The sequence below is a fragment of the Mesorhizobium mediterraneum genome, from assembly GCF_002284565.1.
In the GTDB taxonomy this organism is placed as follows: domain Bacteria; phylum Pseudomonadota; class Alphaproteobacteria; order Rhizobiales; family Rhizobiaceae; genus Mesorhizobium; species Mesorhizobium mediterraneum.
Genome location: NZ_NPKI01000025.1, coordinates 135,271 through 161,052 on the forward strand (window position 1 = coordinate 135,271; position 25,782 = coordinate 161,052).

Consider the following 25,782-nt stretch of genomic DNA (forward strand, 5'->3'; position numbering starts at 1 on the left):
AATTCTCCATTCCGGATAGAGACTTGTCATTCGAAGGCGGGCGCTTGGGGCGACCGTTCGTGGTCGGAGGCGCATGGCAGCGCCCAGCGAAAGAGACGCATCGCGAGGAACAGAAGCGCGCGAGGCGTGGCCGCGGGGAGGACAGTTGCTCCACGCGAACGACAGCAACGCTCATATCTCGGGCAAACCCGAAAGCAGCTTGTCGAGTGTGACCGGATAGTCGCGCACGCGCACGCCGCTAGCGTTGTAGACCGCGTTGGCGATGGCCGCGCCGACGCCGCAGAGGCCGAGCTCGCCGACGCCCTTGGCCTTCATTGGCGAGGAGATCGGATCCGTCTCGTCAAGGAAGACCACCTCCTGGTGCGGGATGTCGGCATGGACCGGCACCTCATAGCCGGCGAGATCATGGTTGACGAAGAAGCCGTGGCGCTTGTCGACTGCAAGCTCCTCCATCAGCGCCGCGCCGACGCCCATGGTCATGGCGCCGATGACCTGGCTGCGCGCCGATTTGGGATTGAGGATACGACCGGCCGCGCAGACCGCGAGCATCCGCCTCACGCGGATCTCTCGGGTTGCGACGTCGACACCGACTTCAACGAAGTGAGCAGCAAAGGTCGATTGCTGGTATTGTTTGGCGAGGTTGCCATATTCTATCGCGTCCTCGGCGACGAGGCCTGCTTCACCTGCGGCCTCGGCGAGCGAAACGCTGCGACTGCCCAAGCGGACATTGCCATCCTCAAAGAGGGCCTCGGCAGAGTTGAATCCAAGCTTTTGCGTCACCGCCTCGCGTAGCTTGACGCACGCGGCATAAACGCCTGATGTCGAGTTGTTGGCGCCCCATTGTCCACCTGAGCCGGCCGAAACCGGGAAGATCGAGTCGCCAAGCCGCACCACCACCTTGTCGAGCGGCACGCCCATCATCTCCGCCGCCGTCTGGGCGATAATCGTATAGCTGCCGGTGCCGATGTCGGTCATGTCGGTCTCGACCGTGACGACGCCACGATGATCGAGCCGGACACGTGCGGCAGACGTCGTCAGGAGGTTGTTGCGAAAACCCGCGGCGACACCCACACCAATCAGCCAGCGCCCCTCGCGGACCCGGCCGGTCCGGACACCGCGCGTCTTCCAGCCGAAGCGTTCGGCGCCGATGCGCAGGCACTCGACCAACTGGCGCTGCGAGAACCGGCGATCCGGGTTCTCAGGATCGACCTGGGTGTCGTTGAGGATGCGGAATTCGACCGGATCGATGTCGAGCTTTTCCGCCATCTCGTCCATCGCGATCTCCAGCGCCATCAAGCCCGGCGCTTCGCCCGGCGCACGCATCGCATTGCCTTCGGGCAGATCGAGCACAGCAAGCCGTGTGGCGGTCATGCGATTGGCGCCGGCATAGAGCAGGCGGGTCTGCTGGACTGCATTTTCTGGACCGCCGCCGGGCAGGTCGCCAGACCAGCTTTCATGGCCGATCGCGGTGATCTTGCCATCCCGGGTCGCGCCGATACGGATGCGCTGGATCGTTGCCGGCCGGTGCGTGGTGTTGTTGAACATGAAAGGCCGCGCAAGCGCCACCTTAACCGGCCGCCGGGCGGCGCGTGCGCCAAGAACTGCAAGCACCGCATCGGATCGCACGAACAGCTTGCCGCCAAAGCCACCGCCGATGAACGGCGAGATAAGACGAATATTCTCCTTGGGGATGCCCAGCGTCTTGGCCATGTCCCCTGTGCTCCAGGCGATCATCTGGTTCGAGGTCCAAAGCGTGAGCTTGTCCCCGTCCCAGGCGGCGATCGAGGCATGCGGCTCCATCATCGCGTGCCCTTGATCGGGCGTGGTGTAGGTCGCATCAAGCTCGACCGGCGCACTGGCAAAGGCGCTGGCGAAGTCGCCGACCGCGGTATCAGGCGTGGCCCCATCCGGCACGATCGCGGAATCCTTGGCGCTCGCGAGGTCGAACGCGCCCTGGGCCCGGATATAGTCGACGCGGACCAGCTGTGCCGCGGCGCGCGCCTGTTCGAACGTCTCGGCGACGACAAGCGCGATCGCCTGATGATAATGCTGGATGTCGGGACCGCCGAGCAGCTTGGCTGTGTTCCAGTCACCTTTGCCGAGTTTGCCGGCGTTTTCAGCCGTGACGATGGCCAGCACGCCTGGCGCGGCCCTGGCTTTGGTCAAATCGATCGAGGCGATCCGGCCCTTGGCGATGGCCGAGCCGACCACGTAGCCATAGGCCTGGTTGGGTACGACATCGTGCCACTCATAGGCATAGGGCGCAGTGCCTGTGGTCTTGAGCGGACCGTCGATCCGATCGGTAGGCTTGCCGACGATCTTGAGTTGATCGATCGGATTGGTCGTGGCGGGGGTATCGAATCTCATCGGTCAGGTCCTTGCTTCCGCCAGAACCGCGGCGAGCGTGCGCTCGACCAGCGGCAGCTTGAATGCATTCTCTTGCGTCGGCTTGGCGTCGGCCAGCAGCTGCTCCGCTACGGCCTTGGCGCCGCGCGGCAACTCGGCCTCGGCCGCCTCGACACGCCACGGCTTGTGCGCCACGCCGCCGAGAGCGATGTGCCCGGTGCCGTCGCGCTGCACGATTGCGCCGGCCGAGACCAGCGCGAAGGCATAGGAAGCCCGGTCGCGCACCTTGTGATAGATATGCGTTCCGCCCACCGGTCTGGGCAGCGTGACTGCGGTGATCAGCTCGCCGGGTATGAGTGCGTTCTCGACATGCGGCGTGTCGCCGGGCAGCCGGTGGAATTCGGCGATGGGTATGCTCCGCGCCGTGCCGTCGGGGCGCACCGTCTCCACTGTTGCGTCGAGCACCCGCATCGCCACGGCCATGTCGCTCGGATGGGTTGCGATGCACATCTCGCTTGCGCCGATCACGGCATGCTGACGGCTGAACCCGCCGATCGCGGCACAGCCGCTGCCGGGCTGGCGTTTGTTGCATGGCTGGTTGGTGTCGTAGAAATAGGGGCAGCGCGTGCGCTGCAGCAGGTTGCCCGCGGTGGTCGCCTTGTTGCGCAGCTGGCCCGAGGCACCGGCGAGCAGCGCGCGAGAGAGCAGGCCATAGTCGCGTCGCACGCGCTCATCCGCGGCGAGATCGGTGTTGCGCACCAGGGCGCCGATGCGCAACCCGCCCTCTGGCGTGGTCTCGATCCTATCGAGCGCGAGATCGTTGACGTCGATCAGGTGCGTCGGCGTTTCGATTTCGAGCTTCATCAGATCGAGCAGGTTGGTGCCGCCGGCAATGAACTTGGCGCCTTCGGCACTCGCCGCGGCAGCTGCTTCCGCAGGAGAACTCGCGCGCTCATAGGTGAAGGATCTCATGCCGGCCTCCCGGCGACCTCGGCGATCGCTTCGACGATGTTGGAATAGGCGCCGCAACGGCAGATGTTGCCGCTCATCCGCTCGCGCAGTTCGGCGACTGTGGCTTGCGGCGTTGCGGTCAAATCACCGCTCACGTGGCTCGGGATGCCCGCCCTGATCTCGTCCAGCACCGCCACGGCGGAGCAGATTTGCCCGGGCGTGCAATAGCCACACTGGTAACCGTCATGCTTCACGAAGGCAGCCTGCATCGCGTTCAGGTTCTGAGGCGCGCCGAGCCCTTCGATGGTGGTGATGGTATCGCCTTCGTGCATCACGGCGAGCGTCAGGCATGAATTGATCCGTTGGCCGTCGACCATCACCGTGCAAGCGCCGCACTGGCCGTGATCGCAGCCCTTCTTGGTGCCGGTGAGATGCAGGTGCTCGCGCAACGCATCGAGCAGCGTGGTCCGCGTGTCGAGGTCCAGTTCGCGGGCCTCGCCATTCACAGTGATGGCTACTTTCGACATGGCAGGTTCGCCGACGGCGGAAGGCATATCACCAGTGCCAGCTTGAGCGTTCGCCCCGGATGGCGCCGCGGTCATTACCGCGGCGGCTCCTGCCATCAACAGATCCCGTCTGGTGATACTAAAGTCTGCGGAGGTCGTCATGTCGCTTTTGATCCTCTTCTCTGTCAGAGCGAGCACATCAATGGCCGCTGAAGGCGTGCCGATTTTTCGGCAACGTCCTGTTGGTCGTGGCGATCGGGGACCGAGCTGTCCCAACAGGAAGATAGTTTGAGCAGCGCTCGCGATTAGTGGCTCAATTCCGCATGCTCTTATGCGTGAGCGTCATGAATGCTGGCGCGCGGCTCATCATTCATCTGGCGGAAGTGGCCGTCAGGCAGACGCGTAGAAAGGCGCGGCGTATCCGCGGGCCTGTCAAAGCCGGCAGCGCCGCTCACTTGCATCAAGATCATTGCGCAAATCGGAACTTCATGAATACGACATGAGGAGCTTGCCGGCCTGAGTGGCTTTCTGGCAGGTGCGGAGGAGCGCAGCTTCACGCGCGCTGCGGCCAAGCTCGGGACGCGCAATCCGCCCTGAGCCGCACGGCGCTGAAGTAGTTCTCAGGTCAACAGGGGGCTGCGGGGCGCGCCGCCTCTAAAGAATCTCGGTCTTGGCGATATGGATGCCGAAGCCTTCGAGCCCGACGTAGTGGCGCTCGCGCGAGGCGATCAGGTTGATCGAGGAAATACCCAGATCCTTCAAGATTTGCGCGCCGAGGCCGATCTCGCGCCATTCGTTTTCGCGGCGGCGCGCCTCTTCATGGTCCTCGCGGTCTTCGGCAGTCGGCCGCTTGCGCTCCTGATGGGCGACGCCGACCGAGCCTTCGCGCAGATAGACGATAACGCCGCGCCGGCGCTCGCCCATCGATTTCATGATGCCGTCCAGCCTGTGGCTGGTGCCGAAGACGTCCGTCACCACATCTTCGGAATGCAGCCGCACCGGCACCTCCTCGCCGTCGCGGATGTCGCCGAAGACGATCGCCACATGGTGCATCGAGTCCCACGGCAGCGTGTAGGTGAAGACCTGCGCCTTGCCGCCAGGCGTGTCGATGTTCGAACAGGCGACACGCTCGACCAGCGTTTCCTTGCGCTGGCGGTAAGCGATGAGATCGGCGACCGAAATCTGCTTCAAACCGTTCTTTTCGGCGAAGGCCTGCACCTGCGGGCCGCGCATCACGGTGCCATCATCGTTGACCAGCTCGGAAATGACGCCGACCGGCGGCAGGCCGGCGAGCTTGCACAAATCCACAGCGGCTTCGGTATGGCCCGAACGCATCAGCACGCCGCCTTCGCGCGCAATCAGCGGAAAGATGTGACCGGGGCGGACGAAATCGGAAGCGCCGACATTGCCGTTGGCGAGATTGCGCACGGTCAATGTACGGTCGTCGGCCGAAATGCCTGTTGTGGTGCCGTGCTTGAAATCGACGCTTACGGTGAAGGCGGTGGTGTGGGCCGAATCATTGTCGGCGACCATCGGCGACAGGTTGAGGCGCTTGGCTTCCTCGCGCGGCATCGGCGTGCAGACGATGCCGGAGGTGTTGCGGACGATGAACGCCATCTTCTCCGGCGTGCAATGGACGGCGGCAACGATCAGGTCGCCCTCGTTCTCGCGCCCGTCGTCGTCCATGACGACGACGATCTCGCCGCGTTCGAAGGCGCGCAGAGCTTCGACGATTCTCTTCTGGTCGTAAGACATAGGCGCTCGTTTCACTCGCAGGGGAATAGGGCAGTACGGCAGTAGGGGAAAGGAAAAAATTGCTGGGGCTCAGTGACAGCGGGCCCTACTGCCCTACTGCCCTACTGCCCTCCCCGTTTGTCCCCGATGACGCAGATAGTGATCCGCGATCGCGCAGGCAACCATCGCCTCGCCGATCGGCACGGCGCGGATGCCGACGCACGGATCGTGCCGGCCCTTGGTCATGATCTCGACGTCGTTGCCATCCTTGTCGATCGACTTTCGCGGCGTCAGGATCGAGGAGGTCGGCTTGACGGCGAAGCGCGCGACGATCGCCTGGCCGGTCGAGATGCCGCCGAGGATGCCGCCGGCATTGTTGGACAGGAAGACCGGCTTGCCGTCATTGCCCATGCGCATCTCGTCGGCATTCTCTTCGCCGCTGATGCGGGCGGCCTCGAAGCCGTTGCCGATCTCGACACCCTTGACGGCGTTGATCGACATCAGGCCCGAGGCGATATCCTGGTCGAGCTTGGCGTAGATCGGCGCCCCAAGGCCTGCCGGAACGCCGTCGGCAACGATCTCGATGACCGCACCGACCGAGGAACCCGCCTTGCGGATGCCGTCGAGATACGCGGCGAACACGGCGACTGACGCCGGATCGGGCGTGAAGAACGGATTTTCGGCATCGCCGACGAAATTCCAGTTCCAGTTGGCGCGGTCGATCGATTTTTCGCCCATCGACACCAGCGCGCCGCGCACGACCATTCCGGGCACGACCTTGCGGGCCAAGGCTCCGGCCGCCACCCGCGCCGCCGTCTCGCGGGCCGAAGAGCGGCCGCCACCGCGATGATCGCGCAGGCCATATTTGGTGTCGTAGGTGTAATCAGCATGGCCCGGCCGGTACTGGCGGGAGATCTCGCCATAGTCCTTGGAGCGCTGGTCGACATTCTCGATCAGCATCGACACCGGCGTGCCGGTGGTGATCATGGTCTCGCCGTCCTCATCCAGGATGAAGCCGGACAGGATCTTGACCTCGTCGGGTTCGCGACGCTGCGTCACAAAACGCGATTGACCCGGGCGACGCTTGTCGAGTTCGGCCTGGACCTCCGCGCGTGTGAAGCGGATGCCGGGCGGACAGCCGTCGACCACGCAGCCGAGCGCCGCGCCATGGCTTTCGCCCCAGGTGGTGACGCGGAAAAGATGCCCAAACGTATTGTGAGACATGAAAACCAGCCCTGCCGGCATCGGAGCCGGCCTTGCGCATAACCCTGAAAATCGGAGCGACTTTCAGAAAGGATCCTGCGCAAAATCAAAAGTGCTACAGCGTCCTTTGCGCGTCAGGACGCGCGGTGCTGTAGTCTGCGTTCTATTGGCGTTTTCCGCGGTGGTCAAACTGTGATCCGGCGGATTTAGTTTTGACACATTCGGTTGGTTTCTGGTCAGCTCCATCTGCCCGTTGAACACCCGCCGCAACCGTGCCGGCGCAATGATAAGAGGACGATGATGCGTATCCTGATCGGCGCCGTTGCCGCCACATTGCTGATTTCCACCGCCGCCTTCGCCGGCCAGACCGAAGGCTTGATCAAAGAAGTCGACAAGGACACGTTGACCCTGACACTCGACGACGGCAAATCCTACAAGCTGAATGCCGAAACCGATCTCGAGGCGCTGAAACCCGGCATGGATATCGTGATCGCCTATGACGAGACAAACGGCGAGAACATCATCACCGACATGCAATTGCCGGACAGCGATTCAACCGAATAGAACGTTTCCGGCTGCCCCATCCCCAAAGGCGCGGATGAAGTCCTGGCTAAACCCGCCTTTGTTTCGCCTTCCCTTGTTTGAAGCTCAACCACGGCGCACCGCACTGCGGTGTAGCTGTCGAGTGCACGATACGCCTTGCCGGCACTCCTACTGAGAAGTAGTTCGCCCAACCGAGCAGCGTCCGGTTCAACTTGCCCACCATTCTCGCTTCAGTGATCGTGCGCCGGCAGAAGGCATCCACGCGACCAATCTCCCCGGTGCTTCCGCTTCGAGAGGTATAAGGCTCGTCGATAGGTCCGATCCAGCTATCGAATTTCAATCCGAAGCGCACAACCCGTAACCAAGGTCCACCGACAACCACAACTGACCAGGACCTCAACAATCATGACCTTCCGTATCCTTCTCGCCTCGACCGCAATAAGCTTGCTGCTCGGCACGGCGGTGCCGGCTTTGTCCGAAAGCGCGGCCCCTAGCGCCACTGCCGCTTACTCGCAAACCACTGACACTTACGCGTTTCCGCTGGGCGAGCTCGGCATCATTGCTTTGTCCGACGGCACCGTTCGGCAGGACCTGCACGCTCTCCTGACAGGGACGTCACCTGCGGAGGTGGACGAGCACCTCAACCACGCGTTCCTGTCCAACCCGGTGGAAGCTTCCATCAACGCCTTCCTGATCCGGGACGGCGAGCGGCTCATCCTTGTCGACACGGGTTCGGGGCAACTCTTCGGGCCAGGCAACGGTGGGAAGCTGCGCGACAGCCTCGCCAGTATCGGTGTCATGCCGCAGGACATCACCGACATCCTCATCACTCATATCCACACCGACCATACGGGTGGCCTTGTCGCCGACGGCAAGCCTGTCTTCGTCAATGCAACGGTTCACGTCGGAGCACCCGATCTCACCTTCTTCCTGGACGCGTCGAACTCGGAAAGGACAGGCTACGCCCGCCAGTACTTCGACGAAGCCGAAAAGACGATCGGCGTCTATCAGCGGGCGGGCAAGGTCAGGGCGTTCTCCGACGACGAAACAATCCTCCCGGGAATCGTGGCGACGCTGCATCCCGGTCACACGCCGGGCAGTGCCTTCTTCACGGTATCAAGCAAAGGGCATTCGATCGCATTTATCGGCGACGTCATCCACGTTGCGGCCGTGCAGTTTCCCGATCCAGCTATCACCATCGTATATGACGTGAACCCAGGAGAGGCGGCGGCCGAGCGGCAGAAGACCTTTTCGGCCTTCGCGGACGCTCGCCAACTCGTTGCCGCGCCTCACCTCCCGTTCCCCGGCGTCGGGCACATCCGCGCCGAGGGCGGCGGCTCGTTCACCTGGCACCCGGCCGAATACCGGAACCGTGAAGAAAGCCAAGGGCAGTAGACTCAGGGCCGAGGCTGCAAGGGGCGAGCGATCACCAGGCCCGCTCAGCGGCCTTGGGCCCGCGCCGTCTGAAACACCTGTTCACGTAGCCAGCCATGAGCGGGATCGCCGCTCATGCGCTGATGCCAGAAGGCGGACATCTGGAACTTGGCGAGGGCCAGGGGAGGCTCGAAGAGATCGAGCGACGTGGTGAAACGCTGCAGGAAACGGCGCGGCAGGGTGCAGATGCAGTCGCTGCCCATCAGCACCAAAGGGGCAAGCGCATAGCTTTGGATAGAGACAGAGACCCGGCGCTCACGTCCGATAGTAGCCAGCGCCTCGTCGATCATGCCGGAGAAGCTGCCTCCGCTGGTCGAGATCAGGAGGTGGTCAAGCGAGCAGAACTCATCCAGATCGAAGGGCTTGCTACCCCTTGGATGATCCTTGCGCTGTGCCGTGACGAACGCTTCGTCGAACAGTGTCCTTCCGATCAGTCCACCCGCTACGTCCTCGGCCGCGCCGATGAAGAGATCGATGTCACCCTGCTCTAGGTGAGCGGCGATCCGGGCTTTGTCCGGAAGCACAAAAGCGAGGCGGATGTGAGGTGCCTTCGCCTTCAGGAAAGGGATGAGCTCCGGTGCGAGGATGGCCGCCGGATTGTCCGTTGCGGCGATCCGGAAGACGCGGCGGCTGGTGGCGGGGTCGAAGAACTGCGCCACGTTGGCGAACTCGCGCAATCGCTCGATCAGCTTGGCGAGTTCGGGCTGGAGCGCGGCGGCGTGCGGTGTCGGCACCATCCCGCGGCCGGATGATGCCGGGATCAGGAGTTGGTCGCCAAACAACTGCCGCAACCGAAGCAAACGAGCGGACAGAGCGGGCTGCGTGATGCCGAGCCGAGCTGCGGCATGGGTGACGTTCCGTTCCTTCAGAAGAGCATCGAGCGTTAGGAGCAGCCCGCCGTCGATCTCGAGCATACGTTCGCGCAATTGAGCTCGTCCCTCAGGTTAAAGCAGCATGGACCCACTGCAGGGACTCCTCGTATCGCACTGTTGGCTTATAGGCAAAGCGCTGCCCTCCTCTGCTTTTTGACCGGCCTGCGAGTTCGTTAGCCCCGGTAAGCGCGCTCGAGGTCCACGATGATGATCTTCTTCATCTCGCACATCGCCTGAAGAACCCGCCCGGCTTTGTCCCTGTCGGGATCCCCCAGCATTTGCAGCAATGCCTTGGGTGTGTGACCTTCATATCGTTCTGCTTCAATACTCGGAGCGATCGGCGGCGACCGGCTATCGCTGCCCCGCAGATGATTGACCCGTCCGGCCTTTGGGCACAGGCCCGTGTTTCCGGTCATTCAGTTTGAGCTGTACTCGCTATTCTCGCGAGCAACGCGACCAGTTCCGGCTGGCGATGGGTGTCGGTTTTGGCGAAGACGGCTTTCAGCTGATTCCTGGCGGTTTCGTAGGAGACCCCCAGGTCATCCGCGACGGCCTTCAACTCTGCGCCCGATGAAATCCGGCGAGCCAGTCGCGCCTCGGCAGGGGTCAGCCCGAAGCAAGTCCGCAAGGCAATCTCCGACGGTTGAGGATAAATGTCCGGATCGACAAAGCAGATAACTATCTGACAGGATGCAAAGGCGTTCGTGGTAATTCTTGGCAGGCGCATGGGGTAGGCTAGCAGAGGTCTGCCTCCGAGGCGGGGCAGCGAGACGGGGTTCGCCATTGCTGGCGGGGTCGGATTTCGCAGCAGCACATGAAATGCGCACTTGAGGGCATCGGTGGCGTTCTTGTCGGCACACGCCAAATGGCGGCCGGTCACCCAAAGGTCTCGACCGAATAGCCTCTCTGCAGGTTCGTTCACCAGGATCACGGCGGCGTTCCGGTCAAGCATCACCGCAGGCGTGCCGCTTGCGCTGAATGCATCCATCGCGCCTTCGGCCCGCGCGAAGCTCAGCATTCTCGCGAACGCGGCCGCGGAACCCAACTGTCTTGAGAAGTCGGCAAAGCTCTGCATCTCTGATGGCGAAAAAGGGCCTTGCTGGATCGACCTCTGGATCGACAGGCACCAGAGGTCATCGCCTGCCGCAACCTTCACACCCGCAAACCACCGCAGACCGAATGGCGCGAGAAATTCCTGATAGTAGGGATGCCTGACGATTTCCTCGGGCGTCAGGACGTCAAGCTCGCTGACGGCTCCTCTGCGAACCAACAGAGGCAACAGGTTGTATCGGTCGTCCCGGTCGATCCAGCCATCCTTGATGTATGTCTCGAGCGATGGACCCATTCGGCGACTTTTCGGTATGCCGGGGAGATGCCCTTTCGCGTCGAATAGCATTGCGCCAAAGCTTCCAGTGGCGTCCGCAGCCACGTCCATTGCAGCGTCCCAGCGCGTCGGGTCGGCCGCCGCTTCGGCTATGGCATTGCCCACTGCGTCGAGATCGAACGCGCCCATCTCCATCCCGCATCCGAGAAGAAATCGGACCTTATATTAGCTAACTTGAAACTTCCAGTCGTCCGCGGCCGAGGGGCACCTGATACGCAGGACTAGTACCTCGTCTGACCCGGTTGGGGCATGCGCAGAATTTGGATTTCTATAAGAACAGCCTTTGGGAGCCGGGCGAACGTCGCTGGGTCGAAAAGCGTCTTTGGGAATGGGGGGATCGGTGGCTGAAATTGCAACGCACGGCGGACGCACCATCCACATCAATGGCGTCATTGCCCCCAACAACGGAACTCTCCACGCCCCAATGGCGAGCCCCGCAGTCGCACCAAAACACTTGGGCGCATTCGCGCGCACCCTTATCATCTGCACGAGCTTCTTTATCCCAGCTGCATCCGTCCGCGCGCAGAAGGCCGACGCCGCGGTTGACGTGTGCCTCGTCCTGGCCGGCGATATATCGGCCAGCATCGCTGATGGCACAGCCCATATGCAGCGTGAGGGTCACGCCCAGGCGTTGAGTCATCCCGACGTTGTGTCCGCCATAGCCGTGACCCGCACTGGGCGGATCGCCGTTACCTATGTCGAGTGGTCTAGCCATCGTACCGCCCACACCATATTGCCTTGGCGCATCATAGAGAATGCGCGCGGCGCACGAGAGGCAGCTGACGTTATTCGAGATATGGGCAACCGGCCCGGTCAGGACCGCCTTGGCCACACCGGCCTCAGCTGGGCCATTTCCTACGCCTCTCAGAGCCTGGCCCACTGCCCCGCCACACCCGACCGCACGATTATCGACATCTCAGCGAATGGACCCAATAATGATGGTCCTGCGCCAGAGGCCGCGCGGGACCATGCCTTGGCCATGGGCCACATCATCAATGCGCTTGCCATCCCCGCGCCGGTGCTACCACTTAGGGACCTAGCCGCCAGCCTCGACCCAGACGAAGGAGCGTGGCAGCACCCAACCGATTATCTCTACAGCCACGTTACCGGCGGTCCCAACAGCTTCGCGACTACAGCTCGTACGATAGACGACTATTTTCCTGTCCTCCGCCGCAAGATCGTCACGGAGATTGCCGGTTTGTCGCACAATCGGCTTGAGCACGTGCAGGATGTCAAGTTTGCCTGGCGGCCTTGATCTGAGACATTGCAGAGCGGGACCGCATCCCCCTTTGCAAAGGCCGTACCAACCGCCGCCGGCGGTTTCCCCAGAATGGCGGCATTTGAGACGGCATTCTGGCTTGGCAATGGGCTGCTTCGGGTCAACTTTCCGTCGTCCCCGACTTGGCATCAATGTCCGAGAAGGAGTAAAACCCCGGTCGTTCCGAATGATTGGATTTCGCCCCTTAGAGCCACTCCAGGCGTCGTCCTTCTAGCCTGAGCAAGCGATCCTGCGGCACATCCAGGTTTGCGGCTTCTTTCTCGGGCATTCCCAGCACCATGCGGAACAGGGCCCGCACGACGCCGCCATGGGTCACGCAGACCGTCTGGCGGTCCAGCGCGTCGAACCACGGCTTTATCCGTTCGAGCAGCATTTGATAGCTTTCGGCGCCCTCGCCGGGCGGCAGGAAATTCCATTTGTCGAAGCGCCTCTCCCTGGCCGAGCCCAAATGCCGGGCCTCGAGTTCGGGAAAGGTGAAACCCTGCCAGTCGCCGAAACTCATTTCGACAAGGCGAGGATCGGTGCGGTAAGCTTGCGGATCGAGCTTCATCGCAGCGCGGATGCGCTCCATGGTCTCGCGCGTCCGCCGCATCGGGCTGGCGACAAAGTCGAAATCTCCAGGGTTATGAACGAATTCGCCCAGCCGAAGACCGTTGCGGGTCGCCTGCTCGCGGCCGAGCGCGTTGAGGTCGGTGTCGGCCTGTCCTTGCAGCCGGGCCTCGGCGTTCCACTCCGTCTGGCCGTGGCGCGCGATGTAGACGAGCGGATACATCAGGTCATCCGGGGAGTAGGCGGGAAGCGGGAGAGTTCGAGGAGAGTCTATTCCTTGACGGTCGAAATATCAGGCGCGTCGACCGCCTTCATGCCAACGACGTGATAGCCGGAATCGACATGGTGGATCTCGCCGGTGACGCCGCGTGAAAGGTTGGACAGGAAATAGACCGCTGAATCGCCGACTTCCTCCTGCGTCACCGTCTGCTTCAGCGGTGAATTGTATTCATTCCACTTCAGTATGTAGCGAAAATCGCCGATGCCGGAGGCGGCGAGCGTCTTGATCGGACCGGCGGAGATGGCGTTGACGCGGATCTTCTTCCCGCCGAGGTCGACCGCCAGATAGCGCACGCTGGCTTCGAGCGCTGCCTTGGCGACACCCATGACGTTGTAGTGCGGCATCACTTTTTCCGCGCCGTAATAGGTCAATGTCAGCAGCGAGCCGCCATCGGTCATCAGCGCCTCGGCGCGCTTGGCGATGGTGGTGAAAGAAAACACCGAAATGTCCATAGTGCGCAGGAAATTGTCACGCGTCGTCTCGACATAGCGGCCCGTCAGCTCGTCCTTATCGGAAAAGGCGATGGCGTGGACGAGGAAATCGAGCTTGCCCCAATGCTTGGCGATGTCGTCGAAGACCGCATCGAGCGTTGCCGGATCGGTGACGTCGCAATGGCCGGCGACATGGGCGTTGAGTTCCGCCGCCAGCGGCTCGACGCGCTTCTTGAACGCCTCGCCCTGATAGGTCAACGCGATCTCGGCGCCGTGGTCGACGCAGGCCTTGGCTATGCCGAAGGCGATCGACCGATTGTTCGCGACGCCAAGCACAAGCCCGCGCTTGCCGGCCATAATGCCTTGTCCACCCGCCATGTGAGCGCTCTCCGCAATTTCTGCTTTGTGGAGTGCCTATCGCACAGGCACAGAGTCCCTTCAAGCGCTCAAAAACGGACAGTGCCCGCCCACCTGACCTTCCGGCCCGGAGGATCGATTGCCTGGGCGAAGCGCTTGTGGCGTGCTCAAGCGAAAATTGACGAAAAGACGGCACGCCATGCCATGCAGCAGTTCTGCAAGAGTAGTTCCAGCGCCGCGTCTCGCGAGGATTCTGTTCCGCCCGCGAAATTGTCGGTTCCGTTGGCGCAGATGTTCATGACCGCGCGCTCCGTCGCGTGCGGCGATGACGTCAACAGAAGCGAAGCAAAGTCGATCGCCTCCGACATGTCTGTCAGACGATCGTGCATCGCCGCGGGATCAGCGTCGCCGTCGCGGTCTTGCTCCATATCGCCGCCTCCGTAATGGGTCCGGTCGATGAGCGTCACCGAAGCGAGCGCCTGAGACACGCGCGCGGCGTCCTCGGCCGAGCCGATGACGGTCCAGCGCCAACAGGTCGAACTTGCCATCGCTTGACCATGTGAAGACGCGAACCCGATCCGACGCCGCGGGCCGGCGGTGGCGGCGCGCAGGAAGTCGGGGTGGACGAGCGCCCGCACGAGCCCGGTCTGCTGGAGCCATTCCTCATATCGGCTGATCGAGTCCGATACGTCGATTGCTGTGACGACATTGGCGTCGGTGCCCGGCACGACCGCCTTGGCCGCTGGCGACGTGCCGCACAGGAAGACCATCAATGGCAGGGCGAGATATAGGGCGCGCCAGCGGCAAGGTTTCGCCGGCATAGCAGGCTTCGGCTTCACCTCCTGGTGTTCTGAACGGCGCAGAACCTGCGCGTTGGAACGGACGGAAACAGGTGCGACAGCATTGGCCCTCCAGGAATGTTCCCGGGGGTAACGGGCCGGAGCCAAACTTATTCCTCCTGTTCGCGCGGCCGTTTCAGCAATTCGGTTATGTCCGCTTCGAGAACGGCAGGCTCGGATCCATTGCCTGAAGATCCGCATCACGCCCCAGCCCGCGATAGAGGATGAACGCACAGCAACAGGCGACGGCAATCGACAGCATCTCGCCGCCGTCTTCCGCGTAACCAACGAGCTTCGAGCCCGTCAGGAAGTGCAGCATGTCCACCACCACGGCAAAGCCGACAAGACACGCGAACAGCAGCAAAAACACCGATCCGAGGGCTTGTTGCCTGGGTCTGCTTTGGCGGAATGACCACAACAGCGGCGCCAGCAGGCCGAGCGCGACCACCGACCAGGTGATGATTTCTCCGGTGTCGCGAGCCCGCATGCCCGGCAGCGAAACGAGGTCGAATGTCGCTGCCAACAGCAGGCCGCCGCGCTCATGGAAACGGGTGGCGTCGTCGAGCGTCACAAAACTAAAAATCAGCGACCAGGCAAGAAACATATGCTCCCTGGTTCGAAGCCAGATGCCGAACAGAAACAGGGCGCAAAGCGCGGCCTGCCCGTAGTTGAACATCTCGGGCAGCGATCCATCCCTGCTGATGTTAAGACGCGCAGGCAGATCGTAGCGTGAAATTCCGACAGATCGAAGCGCCTCGATCGCGAATGGAACGGTGATGACGAAGATATTCAGGCATATTACTATCAGCGCGAAAACCCTGCTGAGCCTGTCGTTTCGATGCATCGCCCGGATTTCCCCGAACGCACTTTCCAAACTCGATAACGCATGACCCAGCAATCCGACGCGCTCCTTCGTTGCTACTCGTTTGACGGACAATTTCGTTAGTCAACCAAAAGATCCAGATTGGGGCAAGACGTGCTCTTGGACCGCCCCTCGACGTTCAGCCCGCTCGGCTGAGCTCGGTCCTGGCGGTTTTTGACCGCGACTTCATCGGCCTCCGGCATGGTCTGGAAACGGGGCGGCCGCGGGTTTATTCCGCCCGCGCAAAAGAAAACGCTGTCGGCGACGAGCGACTGACCCGCCTGGCGCGAGCCGGCCATGTTCCGGGCGGGCGTTCGTCATCGAGCGATGTCGCGGAATGCGGCTGAGTCCTGCAATCGATCAAAACGGACAGGTGAGAGACAGGAGCGTTTGCGGCGCAGCCCGCCTTTGACGCGCCAAGCTAGCGTTTTCGGTTGCGCATCAGCGCTTCGAGATCGCTGTCGCCACCTTCAGGCAGCATCAGCCGCACATGTGCGTAGAGATCGCCGTGACCGCCAACTTTTTCCGGCAGGCCCCTGCCCTTCAGCCGCAGGACCTTGTCCGAGCTCGACCAGGCGGGGACATTGACCGCAAGCTTGCCGGTCGGCGTTTCGACCGCCACCTTGGCACCCAGCACGGCATCCGCCAGTGCCACGGCCAAGTCGGCATGGAGGTCGCGGCCTTCGACACGATAGCGCGGATGGCGGCGGAAGTGGATTTTGACCAGCGCGTCGCCCGGCTGCCCCGGCCCTTGCTCGCCCTGGCCTTTCAGCCGGATGGTCTGGCCGTCCTCGACATAGGCCGGCAGCTTGACGGCGACCTTGCGTCCGTCGGGGAACATCGCGGTCACCTTCTCCGCGGTCGCCGCTTCCTCGATGGTGACGTCGAGCGTCACGTTCAGGTCGGCGCCGGACGGCGCCTGCCGGCCGGCGCCCGTGCCGGCACCGCGAGAGAAGGTCTCGCCGAAAATCTGGCTGAAGATGTCGCTGTTGCCGTCGAACGGATCGCCGCCCGGACGGCTTGAGCGAAACTCGAAGCGCGAGCCGCCCGGTCCTTGCTGCCGACGGAAGCCGGCGAACGGATCGGCGCCGCCCGCGGCACCTTCGAAGCCCTGGAAACGCGGCTTGCCATCGGCGTCGATCTCGCCGCGATCGAAAGCGGCACGGTTCTTCTCGTCGCCGACGATCTCGTAAGCCTGGTTGGCCGCGGCAAACCGCTCCTTCGCCTTGGGATCCGGATTCTGGTCCGGATGATACTCCTTGGCGAGTTTGCGGTACGCCGATTTTATGTCCTTGGCCGATGCGTTCTTAGCAACGCCCAGCACCTCATAGGGGTCGCGCATGCTTCCTGCCCTGGAGAAGGAGTGAGTCCACGATTGCCATCTATATGCGCTCGCATAGGAAGAAATTCCAGTGGCGCGCGGTCATATGATGGCGGAAAATCAGAGCGCTTTGAAGTCCTGCATCCGCCAGGCGCCGGCGCCGGCCAGGCACACCTCGCCCTTGAACAGCGCGACGCCGTCGAAGCTTTCGCGCGAGGCGGTGAAGCGGCGGCAAAGCTGGCCGTTGTCCCTAGACTCTGCCAGTTCCGTGATCGAGCCGCGCGAACCGGTATCGGAATTCGCCCAGGGCACGGCCTGCCCGCCAAGTTCCTGGATATCGGCGGAAGACACCGCGTTGCGGATCGTCGTCTGGTCCGAGGCGCGATCCTGATCGATCGGCGAGGCAGAAACAGGGGTGCTGCTGGTGAGGATTGTACGGTCGACCTCCGCCTGCTCCAAACTGAAGCCGCCGCCACCGCAGCCGGCAAGCGACAAGGCTACCAGCACGATCGCGACCTTGACCGCAGCCTGGGCGCTGGCCGAAGCAATAAGGCTCCATTGCCTGCTGTCAAAAAGTTGCGCGATACGCGACAATCGGCAATCTCCCCAGCCGGCAACAGAATTTGGAAAAACTATGAGCGAAACTGAGTTAACAAGCGGTGACTTTACCGAGGCTGCCGAGCCATTCCGCCTCTTTGCCGCATGGCTCGACGACGCGACGAAGAGTGAGATCAACGATCCCAACGGCGTGGCGCTGGCGACCGTCGATGCCGAGGGCATGCCGAATGTGCGGATGGTGCTGCTCAAGGGGTTCGATGAAAGCGGATTTGTCTTCTATACGAATTTCGAGAGCGCCAAGAGCCGTGAGATTCTTGGCAGCATGAAGGCGGCGATGTGCTTCCACTGGAAATCGCTGCGCCGGCAGGTGCGCGTGCGCGGGCCGGTGGAGATCGTCACCGAAGCGGAAGCGGACGCCTATTATGCGACGCGCCCCCGCGGCAGCCGCATCGGCGCCTGGGCGTCGAAGCAATCGCGGCCGCTGGAGAGCCGCTTCGCACTGGAAAAAGCGGTTGCCGAATACACGGCGCGCTATGCGATCGGCGAGATCCCACGGCCGAAACACTGGTCTGGCTTCCGTATCGTGCCGCAGACGATCGAGTTCTGGCACGACCGGCCCTTCCGACTGCACGACCGCGTCGTCTTTTCACGCAACGCCAAGGGCGGCTGGGACAAGACAAGGCTTTATCCCTGATAAGGGTGGCCCTTAAGCAGCTTCACCAACGGGAGAACTGGGCGCGCGGCAACATGGCATCGCCGATATAGGGTGGCGCGCCTTGAAGTAAGGGGCACCAGGCCCCAGGAGGACCCCGGTAATCCTTGACGAACCACGTTGGTTCACCAATAATCATCGTGAACCAAACGAAAGTTAAGACCATGACGGCTTTTACCGTGCGCGTCCCGGATGAAACCGCAAACAGGCTTGACCAGCTTGCCGAAAAGCTCGACCGCTCGCGCTCCTATGTGGCTGCGCAGGCCATTGAGGACTTTGTAGCCCGTGAGGAATGGCAACTCGCCGAGATAGAGGCCGGGTTGGCCGAAGCTGAGCGCGGCGATTTTGCCAGTGACCGTGATGTAGCCGGTGTTGTCGGAAAATACGTCAAGTCCGCCCGCCGAGCATGAGCCGCAAAAGAATCCGCTGGACCATGCGAGCGCTGCGTCGGCTTGACGAAATCGGCGCGCATATCGAGAAAGACAACCCCGAAGCGGCCGCCCGAGTCATTGCGCGCATCGTGACGGCGGCAGAACATCTCGCCGAGCAACCGGCCATGGGGCGCATCGGGCGCATCAAGGCGACGCGGGAACTCGTTTTGGTTGATATTCCGTATATCGTACCCTATCGCGTCAACGGCGAGACTGTCGAAATACTCACCGTCATGCACACCGCCCAACGGTGGCCACAAGCCCTCTAAAATCGCCCAACACCATGGCTAGCGTCATCAGGCCACACCGCCTTCAGCCTGCTTTCTTCCTGGTCATGAAGGCCATCAAGGCAGCGCGGGCCTCGTCGGATTTGAGCCGCTCGCGGAAATGCTCGCTCTCCTCACCGATGCGGGCAACGAGGTCTTCACGCGAGCCGCGCATCAGGTCGCGCGCGATCTTCAGCGCTTGCGGCGGCTTGGCTGCGATCTGGCCGGCCGCTGCCAGCACGGAGGCTTCGAGCTCGTTTTCCTCGACCACCGCGTAGATCAGCCCGGCGGCCTTCGCCCGCTCGGCCGAAAAACCTTCGCCGAGACCAAGCAGCGCGAAAGCGCCTTGCCGGCCCAGAATCTCAGGCGCAAGCAAGCTCGATCCCGCCTCGGGAACCAGGCCGAGATCGACGAAGGGTGTTCGGAACACAGTGCGCGGCGTGGCGAAGGTCAGGTCGCAGTGCAGGTTGAGCGTGGTGCCGATGCCGACCGCGATGCCATCGACACCGGAAACCAATGGCTTTTCCGCCCTGGCCAGTGCCATCAGAAAATCCCAGACTTCGGTGCCGCCCTCACCGCCGGTGGCGACGACCATGAAATCGGCTAGGTCGTTGCCGGACGAGAAGGCCCCTGAAACACCGAGGAAGACATGAACGCGGACCGCCGGATCGGCATCGCCTTCGGCAAGGGTTTTGGACATTCTCGCATACATGGCGCGCGTCAGCGCGTTCTTCTTTTCCGGACGGTTGATGCGGATGATCTGGATGGCGCCCTGGCGCTCGACGAGGATATGGTCTGTCATAGTCGGCCCCTTGTGGACGTGAACTTGTGAACGTCAGGAAGTTCCGGCAGAAATCAGTGCCTTGCTGGCAGTGGCAAGGCTTTCGGCGCCGCCGATGACGCGCTCCTTCAGCGCGCCCGCCTCGCCAAGCAGGTTTTCGGCGAAGAAACGGCAAAGGGCGATGCGGCTTTGGTCGGCAAGCGCGCCGCGCGCCAGATAAGCGCCGCCCGCCGCAAGCGAGATCAGCCTCAGATATGGCGTCGCACCGGCCAGCGCCTCGTCCGAACGGCCGTCGGCAAGCAGCCCTTGCAGGAAACGTGTCGCTTCGCAGACATTGTCGAGTGCCTTGTCGAGACCATCGGCGGTGCGGCCAAACCCCTGAAGATTTGAGGTCCGCACCTGACTGGCGACCGCTTTCAGTTCGGCGATGTAACCACGAACATGCTCGCCACCGCCAAGCGGCAGCTTGCGCGCCACCAGGTCGATCGCCTGGATGCCGTTGGTGCCTTCGTAGATCGGCGCGATGCGCGCGTCGCGATAAAGTGCTGCCGCACCCGTCTCTTCGATAAAGCCCATGCCGCCATGCACCTGCAGCCCGAGCGAGGCGACCTCGACGCCGACATCGGTGGCAAAGGCCTTGGCCAGCGGCGTCAACAGATTGGCGCGCTCCTGCCAGTGGGTGGCTTCATCGCCACTGGATATCCGCGCGTTGTCGATGGCATGCGCGCAGGAATAGCTGATGGCGCGCGCAATCTGGGTCAGCGCCTTCATGGTCAGGAGATTGCGCTGCACGTCCGGGTGATGGACGATCGGCGCCATGCCGTCGCCATCATAGCTTGCAGCCTTGCCTTGCCGGCGGTCATTGGCGTAGGCGAGCGCCTTTTGCGTGGCCGTTTCGGCGACCGCCACGCCCTGCATGCCGACGGCGAGCCGCGCATTGTTCATCATGGTGAACATGCAGGCGAGGCCCTTGTTTTCCTCGCCGATCAGCCAGCCGATCGCGCCAGGCACTGTCCCTTCGAAACCATCGCCATAGATCATAGTGCAGGTCGGCGAGGCGTGGATGCCCAATTTGTGCTCCAGCCCGGAGCAGAACACGTCGTTGCGCGCGCCCAACGCGCCATCGTCGCCGACAAGGAATTTCGGCGCCAGGAACAGCGAAAGCCCACGCGTGCCGGCCGGCGCATCCGGCAGCCGCGCCAGCACCAAATGGATGATGTTGTCGGTGAAATCGTGCTCGCCATAGGTGATGAAGATCTTTTGCCCGAAGATGCGGTAGGTGCCGTCGCCGGCCGGCTCAGCGCGGGCACGCAACGCATTCAGGTCCGAGCCCGCCTGCGGCTCTGTCAGGTTCATCGTGCCCATCCATTCGCCGGAGACGAGCTTTTCCAAGTATTTGGCCTTCAGCGCCGGCGAGGCGTGCTTGTCGAGCGCCTCGACCGCACCCATGGTCAGCGTCGGGCCGATGCCGAAGGCCATGGCGGCGGAGTTCCACATTTCGAGCGCCGCGACGCCCAGCATGGTCGGCAGCGCCTGGCCGCCGAATTCCTCCGGTGCGGATAGCGCGTTCCAGCCGCCGTCGATCCAGCGACGATAAAGCGCCTTCCAGCCAGGCGGCGTGGTGACGGCAGCGCCGCTCAGCACCGCACCTTGTTCATCGCCGATCTTGTAGAGCGGCGCGATCTCCTCTGTGGCGAAGCGGCCGGCTTCCGCCAGAATGGCGTCGACGAGATCTTCGCCAAGGTCGCCAAAGGTGCCGGCGTCGAGCGCCGGCTTCAGGCCGGCCACGTGCTTCAGCGTGAAGGCGATTTCCTCGACTGGTGCCCGATACATGCCGCTCGCTCCTCCTGTGTCCGGCAGGTCAACTTAAGATCCGTGCCGACACAAAACCATCCGCCTTTGGGTCGCCTCTCCCACCTTCTTTTTACGTAAACGTCAAAATTTGTCACGCAGATTTTGCAATTGCTGCGACACAGGCTAAATTCGGCAAAAGCCGGACAAGTTCGACCGGCGACGGATCAAGAACACCGGATCGGACCGCCCGTGCTTGCCAGACCTGACGCCTATCGCTGTCTCGAATGCGGGCTGCCCTATCGAGCGGCAGGTTTTTGGCACTATCGGGGCAAGGTCGAGGACGGCGCCGCCTATTGGTCGGATCGCGGCATTCTGTGTTCGCCGCAATGCTCGGTGGCTCATCATCGCAAACGCGAGGCCGAGGGAACGCTGCCGCAAGCGCCGGCGCCCGACCCATTCCAAATCCAGCCGCTCTCCCGCCGTTGATGGCAAGCGAAGCCGCCACCGGCAGAATTGCGGCATTCGCCGCGGGCCGCCGAAAGCATTTCCTTAACCATGGCGGTTCAGGATCAGGCTTTGGCCAGCAAGGATCTGCTGTTTGAAACCGCCGGCGCACCCCCTTCGCCGCCTAGGACTCCTCGTCGTCGCGGCCGCGATGACAATGGCGTTGGGGCCGGCACAAGCCTCGGATTTCTCCGAGCCGTGGAAGAACACCGACCGGGCGCTGGTGATCGACGCCTACGAATACAATTCCATCGACTGGGCTGAACTTGCCACCGACAAACGCATCGTCGGCTTCATCAACAAGGCGTCCGACGGGATGCCGCCACCCTATTTCTGTTTCGGTGCCGAGACCGAGACAAGGCTCTGCAAGACGCTGTGGAAGCGCCATGCGGTAGCGCAGGAACTGTTCCAGACGCGCAAGGTGGTGGCCAAGGCGCTCGGCCTGAAATGGGGCGCTTATCATCTCGCCCGCCCCGGCAATCCCGTGGGACAGGCGAACAATTTCATCAATTTCGCGAAGCCTGGGCCGGATGACCTGCTTGCTCTCGACATCGAGGATGATGACCCCACGAAATGGATGTCGCTCGAGGATGCCGAGGAGTTCGTGCGCCACGTGCATCGGCGGATTGGCCGCTTTCCGGTGCTCTACACCAACGGCAAGACCGCCAAGCACATCGCCGACAACAAGTACAAATACCGGCTCCTGTCGCGGCTACCGCTCTGGTATGCGCGCTACAAGCCAGACATCGGCGTGCATTTCCCGATGGGCAACTGGCAAGGCTACGCACTCTGGCAGTTTTCGGCAAAAGCGAATTGCGGGCGGTTCCGCTGCCCTTACCGGGTGGCTGGCACGCCCAACGACATCGATGTCAATGTCGCACCGATGGATGCCGCCGCATTGCGCGCGCAATGGCCCTTCGGCGGCCTGATCGACGTGCAGCCGGTTTACCTCGCCTCGATACCGGTGCCTCTCTCGCGCGAGGCTGGGCTAGCCGGCAATGCCATCACCTACGCGACCGTGGCGGCACCACCGACCTTCGCCGAAATAACCGCCGCGTTTAGCGCACGCTGGACCAAATTCCGCAGCAGCTTTCAACTGCCTTTTGTAAAGGCCGCGCCGCGCCTTCCGCGCGGGGTTGCCGAATATGTGGCCTGGACGCGGAAGGAGAAGCGCTCTGCATCGGCCTCTGAAGCGGCGCCCGCCGCCAGCGATCCGGTCAGCACCGCATCGACCGAGTTCGACCGTGGGCTGCGCTAAATCTGAAAGCCGTTGAAGGGTCAGCGCACCTGCTCGCGCGCCACAGCCTGCCAACCAATGTCGCGGCGGCAGAAGCCTTGCGGCCAATCGATCCGGTCGAGCGCGGCATAGGCTCGTCTCTGCGCCCCGCCGACGGTGCCGCCGACAGCCGTGATGTCGAGCACACGGCCGCCATTGGCGACCAGCGCGCCGCTGTTGATGGCGGTGCCGGCATGAAAGATCTCGACGCAATCGCCCGCGGCCTCTTCGACGCCGCGGATGACCGAGCCCTTTTCCGGCGTGCCGGGATAGCCCCTGGCCGCCATCACCACGGTGAGCGCCGCCTCGTCGCGCCAGCGCGCTGACATATGTGCAAGCTGGCCATCGGCAGAAGCGTTGAGGAGGACCAAGAGATCGTCCTTCAGCCGCATCATCAGCACCTGGCATTCCGGGTCGCCGAAACGGGTGTTGTATTCGATCAGCTTCGGCCCCTTGTCTGATATCATCAGCCCGGCGAACAGCACGCCGGAAAACGGCGCGCCAAGTTCGGCCATGCCGCGCATGGTCGGCTCGACGATCTCGCGCATCGTGCGGTCGATCATCTCCGGTGTCATCACCGGTGCTGGCGAATAGGCGCCCATGCCGCCGGTGTTCGGGCCGATGTCGCCGTCGCCGACACGCTTGTGGTCCTGCGCGGTGCCGAACGGCAGCGCGGTCGCGCCGTCGCACAGGCAGAAGAAACTCGCCTCTTCGCCGGTGAGAAACTCCTCGACCACCACCTCAGCGCCGGCCTGTCCGAAAGACCCGTCGAAACAGGCGTCGAGCGCGGCCAGCGCCTCATCCAGCGTCATGGCGACGGTGACGCCCTTGCCGGCGGCGAGGCCGTCGGCCTTGATGACGATCGGCGCACCCATCTTTTCGACATAGGCCCTGGCCGACGCCAGGTCGCCGAAACGGCCATAGGCGGCGGTCGGGATATCATATTTCGCGCAAAGGTCCTTGGTGAAGCCTTTCGAGCCTTCCAGCCGCGCCGCCGCCTTGGACGGGCCGAAGACGCGAATGTTCTCAGCGCGAAGGTCGTCGGCAATGCCGGCGACCAGCGGCCCTTCCGGCCCGACCACGACGAGGTCGATCTTTTCCTCCATGCAGAACCGGGCCACCGCCGCATGATCGGCAATATCTAGCGTCACCAGTTCGGCTTCGCGGCCGATGCCCGGATTGCCGGGGGCCGCGTAAAGCTTCGTCAGCAGCGGCGAGGCCGCAATCTTCCAGGCCAAGGCATGTTCGCGGCCGCCGGAGCCGATCAACAAAACACGCATGCCCAGATCCCTTGCCATTCCACGATCAGGACTGCGCTATTGCGCCTCGGACGATGGGTCAAGACATTTGGATGATTTGGGACCAATTGCGCACGGGAACGTCGGGCATCAATGCCCGATATCGGGGGAAAGGCTGGTTCGCCGCCTACGATATTTACGCCATGACGATTTGGCTTGATGCTTGACGGCGTTCGCCTCTGCTGCCACTCCAGCACAATGGAACCCGTCCAGTCGAAAGCAGCCCAGGGCCGCGTCGCCGATGCGCCGAGCGGCCACTGGGTCTACCGCATTCTGCCACGCTGGCTGTGGCCCTATGCGCAGCTTGCGCGATGGGACCGGCCGATCGGCTGGCAGTTGCTGCTGTGGCCGTGCTGGTGGTCGGCAGCCCTTGCGGCAAGCGCCTACCCTCGCCCCGGTGACCCGCTGCTCTCGCTGCTACCGGCGCCATGGTATCTCGTGCTGTTCCTGATCGGTGCCATCGCCATGCGCGGCGCCGGCTGCACCTATAACGACCTGGTCGACCAGGACATCGACAACCAGGTGGAGCGCACGCGTTCGCGGCCGCTGCCGGCGGGAAAGGTCACACGCCGGCAGGCCTGGGCGTTTCTCGTCATCCAGGCATTGGCCGGCCTCGCTGTGCTTTTGCAATTCAACAGCTTCGCCATCCTGCTCGGCATCTGCTCGCTTGCCATCGTTGCTGTTTATCCATTCATGAAGCGATTTACCAATTGGCCGCAACTGGTTCTCGGCCTTGCCTTTTCCTGGGGTGCGCTGATGGGATGGGCGGTCGAGTTCGGCGATCTCGATGGCCCGGCCGTCATGCTCTATATCGGCTCCATCCTGTGGGTGATCGGCTACGACACGATCTATGCGCATCAGGACAAAGAAGACGACGCCATCGTCGGCGTGCGCTCGACCGCACGCCTGTTCGGCGACAACACCAAGGCCTGGCTCGTCGGGCTCTATGGCGGGGCGCTGGTCTGCTTCGCCATCGCCTTCGCGTCGGCACAGGCGCCAGTGCCGGCGCTGGCTGGGCTGGTCGCCGCCGGCGCCCATATGACGAGGCAGATCGCCATGCTGGACATCGACGATCCGGACCAGTGCATGCTTCTGTTCAGGTCGAACAACCAGGTCGGCTGGCTGGTCTTCCTTGGCCTGATCGGCGGCGCTGTGTGGGTGGCGCTGAAGCCGCTGGTTTAGGGAGCCTGTTCCCTTCTCCCCTTGTGGGAGAAGGTGGATCGGCGCGCAGCGCCGAGACGGTTGAGGGGTGTTGGAAGGAATGAGGCGTT

Annotated in this window: 26 protein-coding genes and 1 pseudogene; 10 read left to right on the plus strand and 17 right to left on the minus strand. The window is 62.9% G+C overall.

Features of this window, described 5'->3' with window-relative positions; translation table 11 throughout:
* Positions 1-171: 171 nt before the first annotated feature.
* The 3 genes from paoC to paoA are packed head-to-tail and all read right to left on the minus strand — an operon-like array spanning position 172 to position 3,965.
* Complete coding sequence (paoC, locus tag CIT25_RS19835) at positions 172-2,367, minus strand: aldehyde oxidoreductase molybdenum-binding subunit PaoC (RefSeq protein WP_095486193.1); 2,196 nt, start codon at positions 2,365-2,367, stop codon at positions 172-174.
* Between the two features lie 3 nt (positions 2,368-2,370).
* A complete protein-coding gene (locus tag CIT25_RS19840) occupies positions 2,371-3,318 on the minus strand; it encodes an FAD binding domain-containing protein (protein WP_095486194.1) in 948 nt (315 codons plus the stop codon).
* Positions 3,315-3,965 carry an aldehyde dehydrogenase iron-sulfur subunit PaoA gene (paoA, locus tag CIT25_RS19845; RefSeq protein ID WP_095486231.1) on the minus strand — a complete coding sequence of 217 codons (651 nt, stop codon included), beginning with the start codon at positions 3,963-3,965 and terminating at the stop codon, positions 3,315-3,317. Before paoA ends, CIT25_RS19840 begins: the two co-directional genes overlap by 4 nt.
* Before the next feature lie 330 nt (positions 3,966-4,295).
* On the opposite strand from paoA, the pseudogene CIT25_RS38505 reads away from it, so the two are divergent.
* Positions 4,296-4,408: pseudogene (locus CIT25_RS38505) on the plus strand (LysR family transcriptional regulator); the annotation flags it as partial.
* A gap of 49 nt (positions 4,409-4,457) precedes the next feature.
* Here CIT25_RS38505 and ribB read toward each other — a convergent pair.
* Together ribB and aroC are read right to left on the minus strand one after the other, a co-directional pair.
* Entirely contained in the window at positions 4,458-5,558 is a 1,101-nt protein-coding gene (ribB, locus tag CIT25_RS19850) for a 3,4-dihydroxy-2-butanone-4-phosphate synthase (protein WP_095486195.1), read from the minus strand.
* 93 nt (positions 5,559-5,651) lie between these two features.
* Positions 5,652-6,761, minus strand: coding sequence for a chorismate synthase (aroC, locus tag CIT25_RS19855; protein WP_095486232.1), 1,110 nt, complete (start codon positions 6,759-6,761; stop codon positions 5,652-5,654).
* A gap of 279 nt (positions 6,762-7,040) precedes the next feature.
* Between aroC and CIT25_RS19860 the strand changes: the two genes are divergently transcribed.
* Together CIT25_RS19860 and CIT25_RS19865 are read left to right on the plus strand one after the other, a co-directional pair.
* On the plus strand, positions 7,041-7,304 hold the full coding sequence (locus tag CIT25_RS19860) for a DUF1344 domain-containing protein (RefSeq protein ID WP_095486233.1): 264 nt from the start codon (positions 7,041-7,043) through the stop codon (positions 7,302-7,304).
* 384 nt (positions 7,305-7,688) lie between these two features.
* Positions 7,689-8,678 carry an MBL fold metallo-hydrolase gene (locus tag CIT25_RS19865; protein ID WP_095486196.1) on the plus strand — a complete coding sequence of 330 codons (990 nt, stop codon included), beginning with the start codon at positions 7,689-7,691 and terminating at the stop codon, positions 8,676-8,678.
* A gap of 44 nt (positions 8,679-8,722) precedes the next feature.
* Here CIT25_RS19865 and CIT25_RS19870 read toward each other — a convergent pair whose 3' ends face one another.
* The 3 genes from CIT25_RS19870 to CIT25_RS19875 form a co-directional block, all read right to left on the minus strand.
* On the minus strand, positions 8,723-9,643 hold the full coding sequence (locus CIT25_RS19870) for a LysR family transcriptional regulator (RefSeq protein WP_245329912.1): 921 nt from the start codon (positions 9,641-9,643) through the stop codon (positions 8,723-8,725).
* Positions 9,644-9,762: 119 nt separating this feature from the next.
* Positions 9,763-10,005: a hypothetical protein gene (locus CIT25_RS36365; RefSeq protein ID WP_128284972.1), complete on the minus strand. Its 243-nt coding sequence runs from the start codon at positions 10,003-10,005 to the stop codon at positions 9,763-9,765.
* On the minus strand, positions 10,002-11,102 hold the full coding sequence (locus CIT25_RS19875; protein ID WP_245329913.1) for a helix-turn-helix transcriptional regulator: 1,101 nt from the start codon (positions 11,100-11,102) through the stop codon (positions 10,002-10,004). Before CIT25_RS19875 ends, CIT25_RS36365 begins: the two co-directional genes overlap by 4 nt.
* Before the next feature lie 211 nt (positions 11,103-11,313).
* Between CIT25_RS19875 and CIT25_RS19880 the strand changes: the two genes are divergently transcribed.
* A complete protein-coding gene (locus CIT25_RS19880; RefSeq protein WP_158302607.1) occupies positions 11,314-12,228 on the plus strand; it encodes a DUF1194 domain-containing protein in 915 nt (304 codons plus the stop codon).
* Positions 12,229-12,436: 208 nt separating this feature from the next.
* Here CIT25_RS19880 and CIT25_RS19885 read toward each other — a convergent pair whose 3' ends face one another.
* The 6 genes from CIT25_RS19885 to CIT25_RS19915 form a co-directional block, all read right to left on the minus strand.
* Positions 12,437-13,024 (minus strand): histidine phosphatase family protein, encoded by a 588-nt coding sequence (locus tag CIT25_RS19885; protein ID WP_095486200.1) that lies wholly within the window; start codon positions 13,022-13,024, stop codon positions 12,437-12,439.
* Positions 13,025-13,071: 47 nt separating this feature from the next.
* Positions 13,072-13,890: an enoyl-ACP reductase FabI gene (fabI, locus tag CIT25_RS19890; protein ID WP_095486201.1), complete on the minus strand. Its 819-nt coding sequence runs from the start codon at positions 13,888-13,890 to the stop codon at positions 13,072-13,074.
* 146 nt (positions 13,891-14,036) lie between these two features.
* A complete protein-coding gene (locus tag CIT25_RS19895; protein ID WP_095486202.1) occupies positions 14,037-14,909 on the minus strand; it encodes a DUF1194 domain-containing protein in 873 nt (290 codons plus the stop codon).
* Positions 14,857-15,606 (minus strand): hypothetical protein, encoded by a 750-nt coding sequence (locus CIT25_RS19900; RefSeq protein ID WP_127205743.1) that lies wholly within the window; start codon positions 15,604-15,606, stop codon positions 14,857-14,859. Before CIT25_RS19900 ends, CIT25_RS19895 begins: the two co-directional genes overlap by 53 nt.
* Positions 15,607-15,991: 385 nt before the next feature.
* Positions 15,992-16,912 carry a DnaJ C-terminal domain-containing protein gene (locus CIT25_RS19910; protein ID WP_095486205.1) on the minus strand — a complete coding sequence of 307 codons (921 nt, stop codon included), beginning with the start codon at positions 16,910-16,912 and terminating at the stop codon, positions 15,992-15,994.
* A gap of 99 nt (positions 16,913-17,011) precedes the next feature.
* On the minus strand, positions 17,012-17,485 hold the full coding sequence (locus tag CIT25_RS19915; RefSeq protein ID WP_095486206.1) for an RT0821/Lpp0805 family surface protein: 474 nt from the start codon (positions 17,483-17,485) through the stop codon (positions 17,012-17,014).
* A 40-nt stretch (positions 17,486-17,525) separates the two neighbouring features.
* On the opposite strand from CIT25_RS19915, the gene pdxH reads away from it, so the two are divergent.
* The 3 genes from pdxH to CIT25_RS19930 all read left to right on the plus strand — a co-directional run bounded on the left by pdxH (position 17,526) and on the right by CIT25_RS19930 (position 18,861).
* Complete coding sequence (gene pdxH / locus CIT25_RS19920) at positions 17,526-18,143, plus strand: pyridoxamine 5'-phosphate oxidase (RefSeq protein WP_095486207.1); 618 nt, start codon at positions 17,526-17,528, stop codon at positions 18,141-18,143.
* A 182-nt stretch (positions 18,144-18,325) separates the two neighbouring features.
* Positions 18,326-18,571: a CopG family ribbon-helix-helix protein gene (locus CIT25_RS19925; RefSeq protein WP_095486208.1), complete on the plus strand. Its 246-nt coding sequence runs from the start codon at positions 18,326-18,328 to the stop codon at positions 18,569-18,571.
* Positions 18,568-18,861, plus strand: coding sequence for a type II toxin-antitoxin system RelE/ParE family toxin (locus tag CIT25_RS19930; protein WP_095486209.1), 294 nt, complete (start codon positions 18,568-18,570; stop codon positions 18,859-18,861). The genes CIT25_RS19925 and CIT25_RS19930 overlap by 4 nt, the downstream gene beginning before the upstream one ends.
* Positions 18,862-18,904: 43 nt before the next feature.
* Here the strand turns inward: CIT25_RS19930 and CIT25_RS19935 are convergent, their stop codons facing one another.
* Both CIT25_RS19935 and CIT25_RS19940 read right to left on the minus strand, forming a co-directional pair.
* Complete coding sequence (locus tag CIT25_RS19935) at positions 18,905-19,660, minus strand: crotonase/enoyl-CoA hydratase family protein (protein WP_095486210.1); 756 nt, start codon at positions 19,658-19,660, stop codon at positions 18,905-18,907.
* Between the two features lie 33 nt (positions 19,661-19,693).
* Positions 19,694-21,472 carry an acyl-CoA dehydrogenase family protein gene (locus CIT25_RS19940; RefSeq protein ID WP_095486211.1) on the minus strand — a complete coding sequence of 593 codons (1,779 nt, stop codon included), beginning with the start codon at positions 21,470-21,472 and terminating at the stop codon, positions 19,694-19,696.
* 210 nt (positions 21,473-21,682) lie between these two features.
* Between CIT25_RS19940 and CIT25_RS19945 the strand changes: the two genes are divergently transcribed.
* Together CIT25_RS19945 and CIT25_RS19950 are read left to right on the plus strand one after the other, a co-directional pair.
* Positions 21,683-21,919 carry a hypothetical protein gene (locus tag CIT25_RS19945; RefSeq protein ID WP_095486212.1) on the plus strand — a complete coding sequence of 79 codons (237 nt, stop codon included), beginning with the start codon at positions 21,683-21,685 and terminating at the stop codon, positions 21,917-21,919.
* A gap of 175 nt (positions 21,920-22,094) precedes the next feature.
* On the plus strand, positions 22,095-23,195 hold the full coding sequence (locus tag CIT25_RS19950) for a glycoside hydrolase family 25 protein (RefSeq protein ID WP_164759238.1): 1,101 nt from the start codon (positions 22,095-22,097) through the stop codon (positions 23,193-23,195).
* 20 nt (positions 23,196-23,215) lie between these two features.
* Here the strand turns inward: CIT25_RS19950 and purD are convergent, their stop codons facing one another.
* Entirely contained in the window at positions 23,216-24,493 is a 1,278-nt protein-coding gene (gene purD / locus CIT25_RS19955; RefSeq protein ID WP_095486234.1) for a phosphoribosylamine--glycine ligase, read from the minus strand.
* A 216-nt stretch (positions 24,494-24,709) separates the two neighbouring features.
* On the opposite strand from purD, the gene ubiA reads away from it, so the two are divergent.
* Positions 24,710-25,693, plus strand: coding sequence for a 4-hydroxybenzoate octaprenyltransferase (ubiA, locus tag CIT25_RS19960; protein ID WP_095486214.1), 984 nt, complete (start codon positions 24,710-24,712; stop codon positions 25,691-25,693).
* The last annotated feature ends 89 nt before the right edge of the window (positions 25,694-25,782 follow it).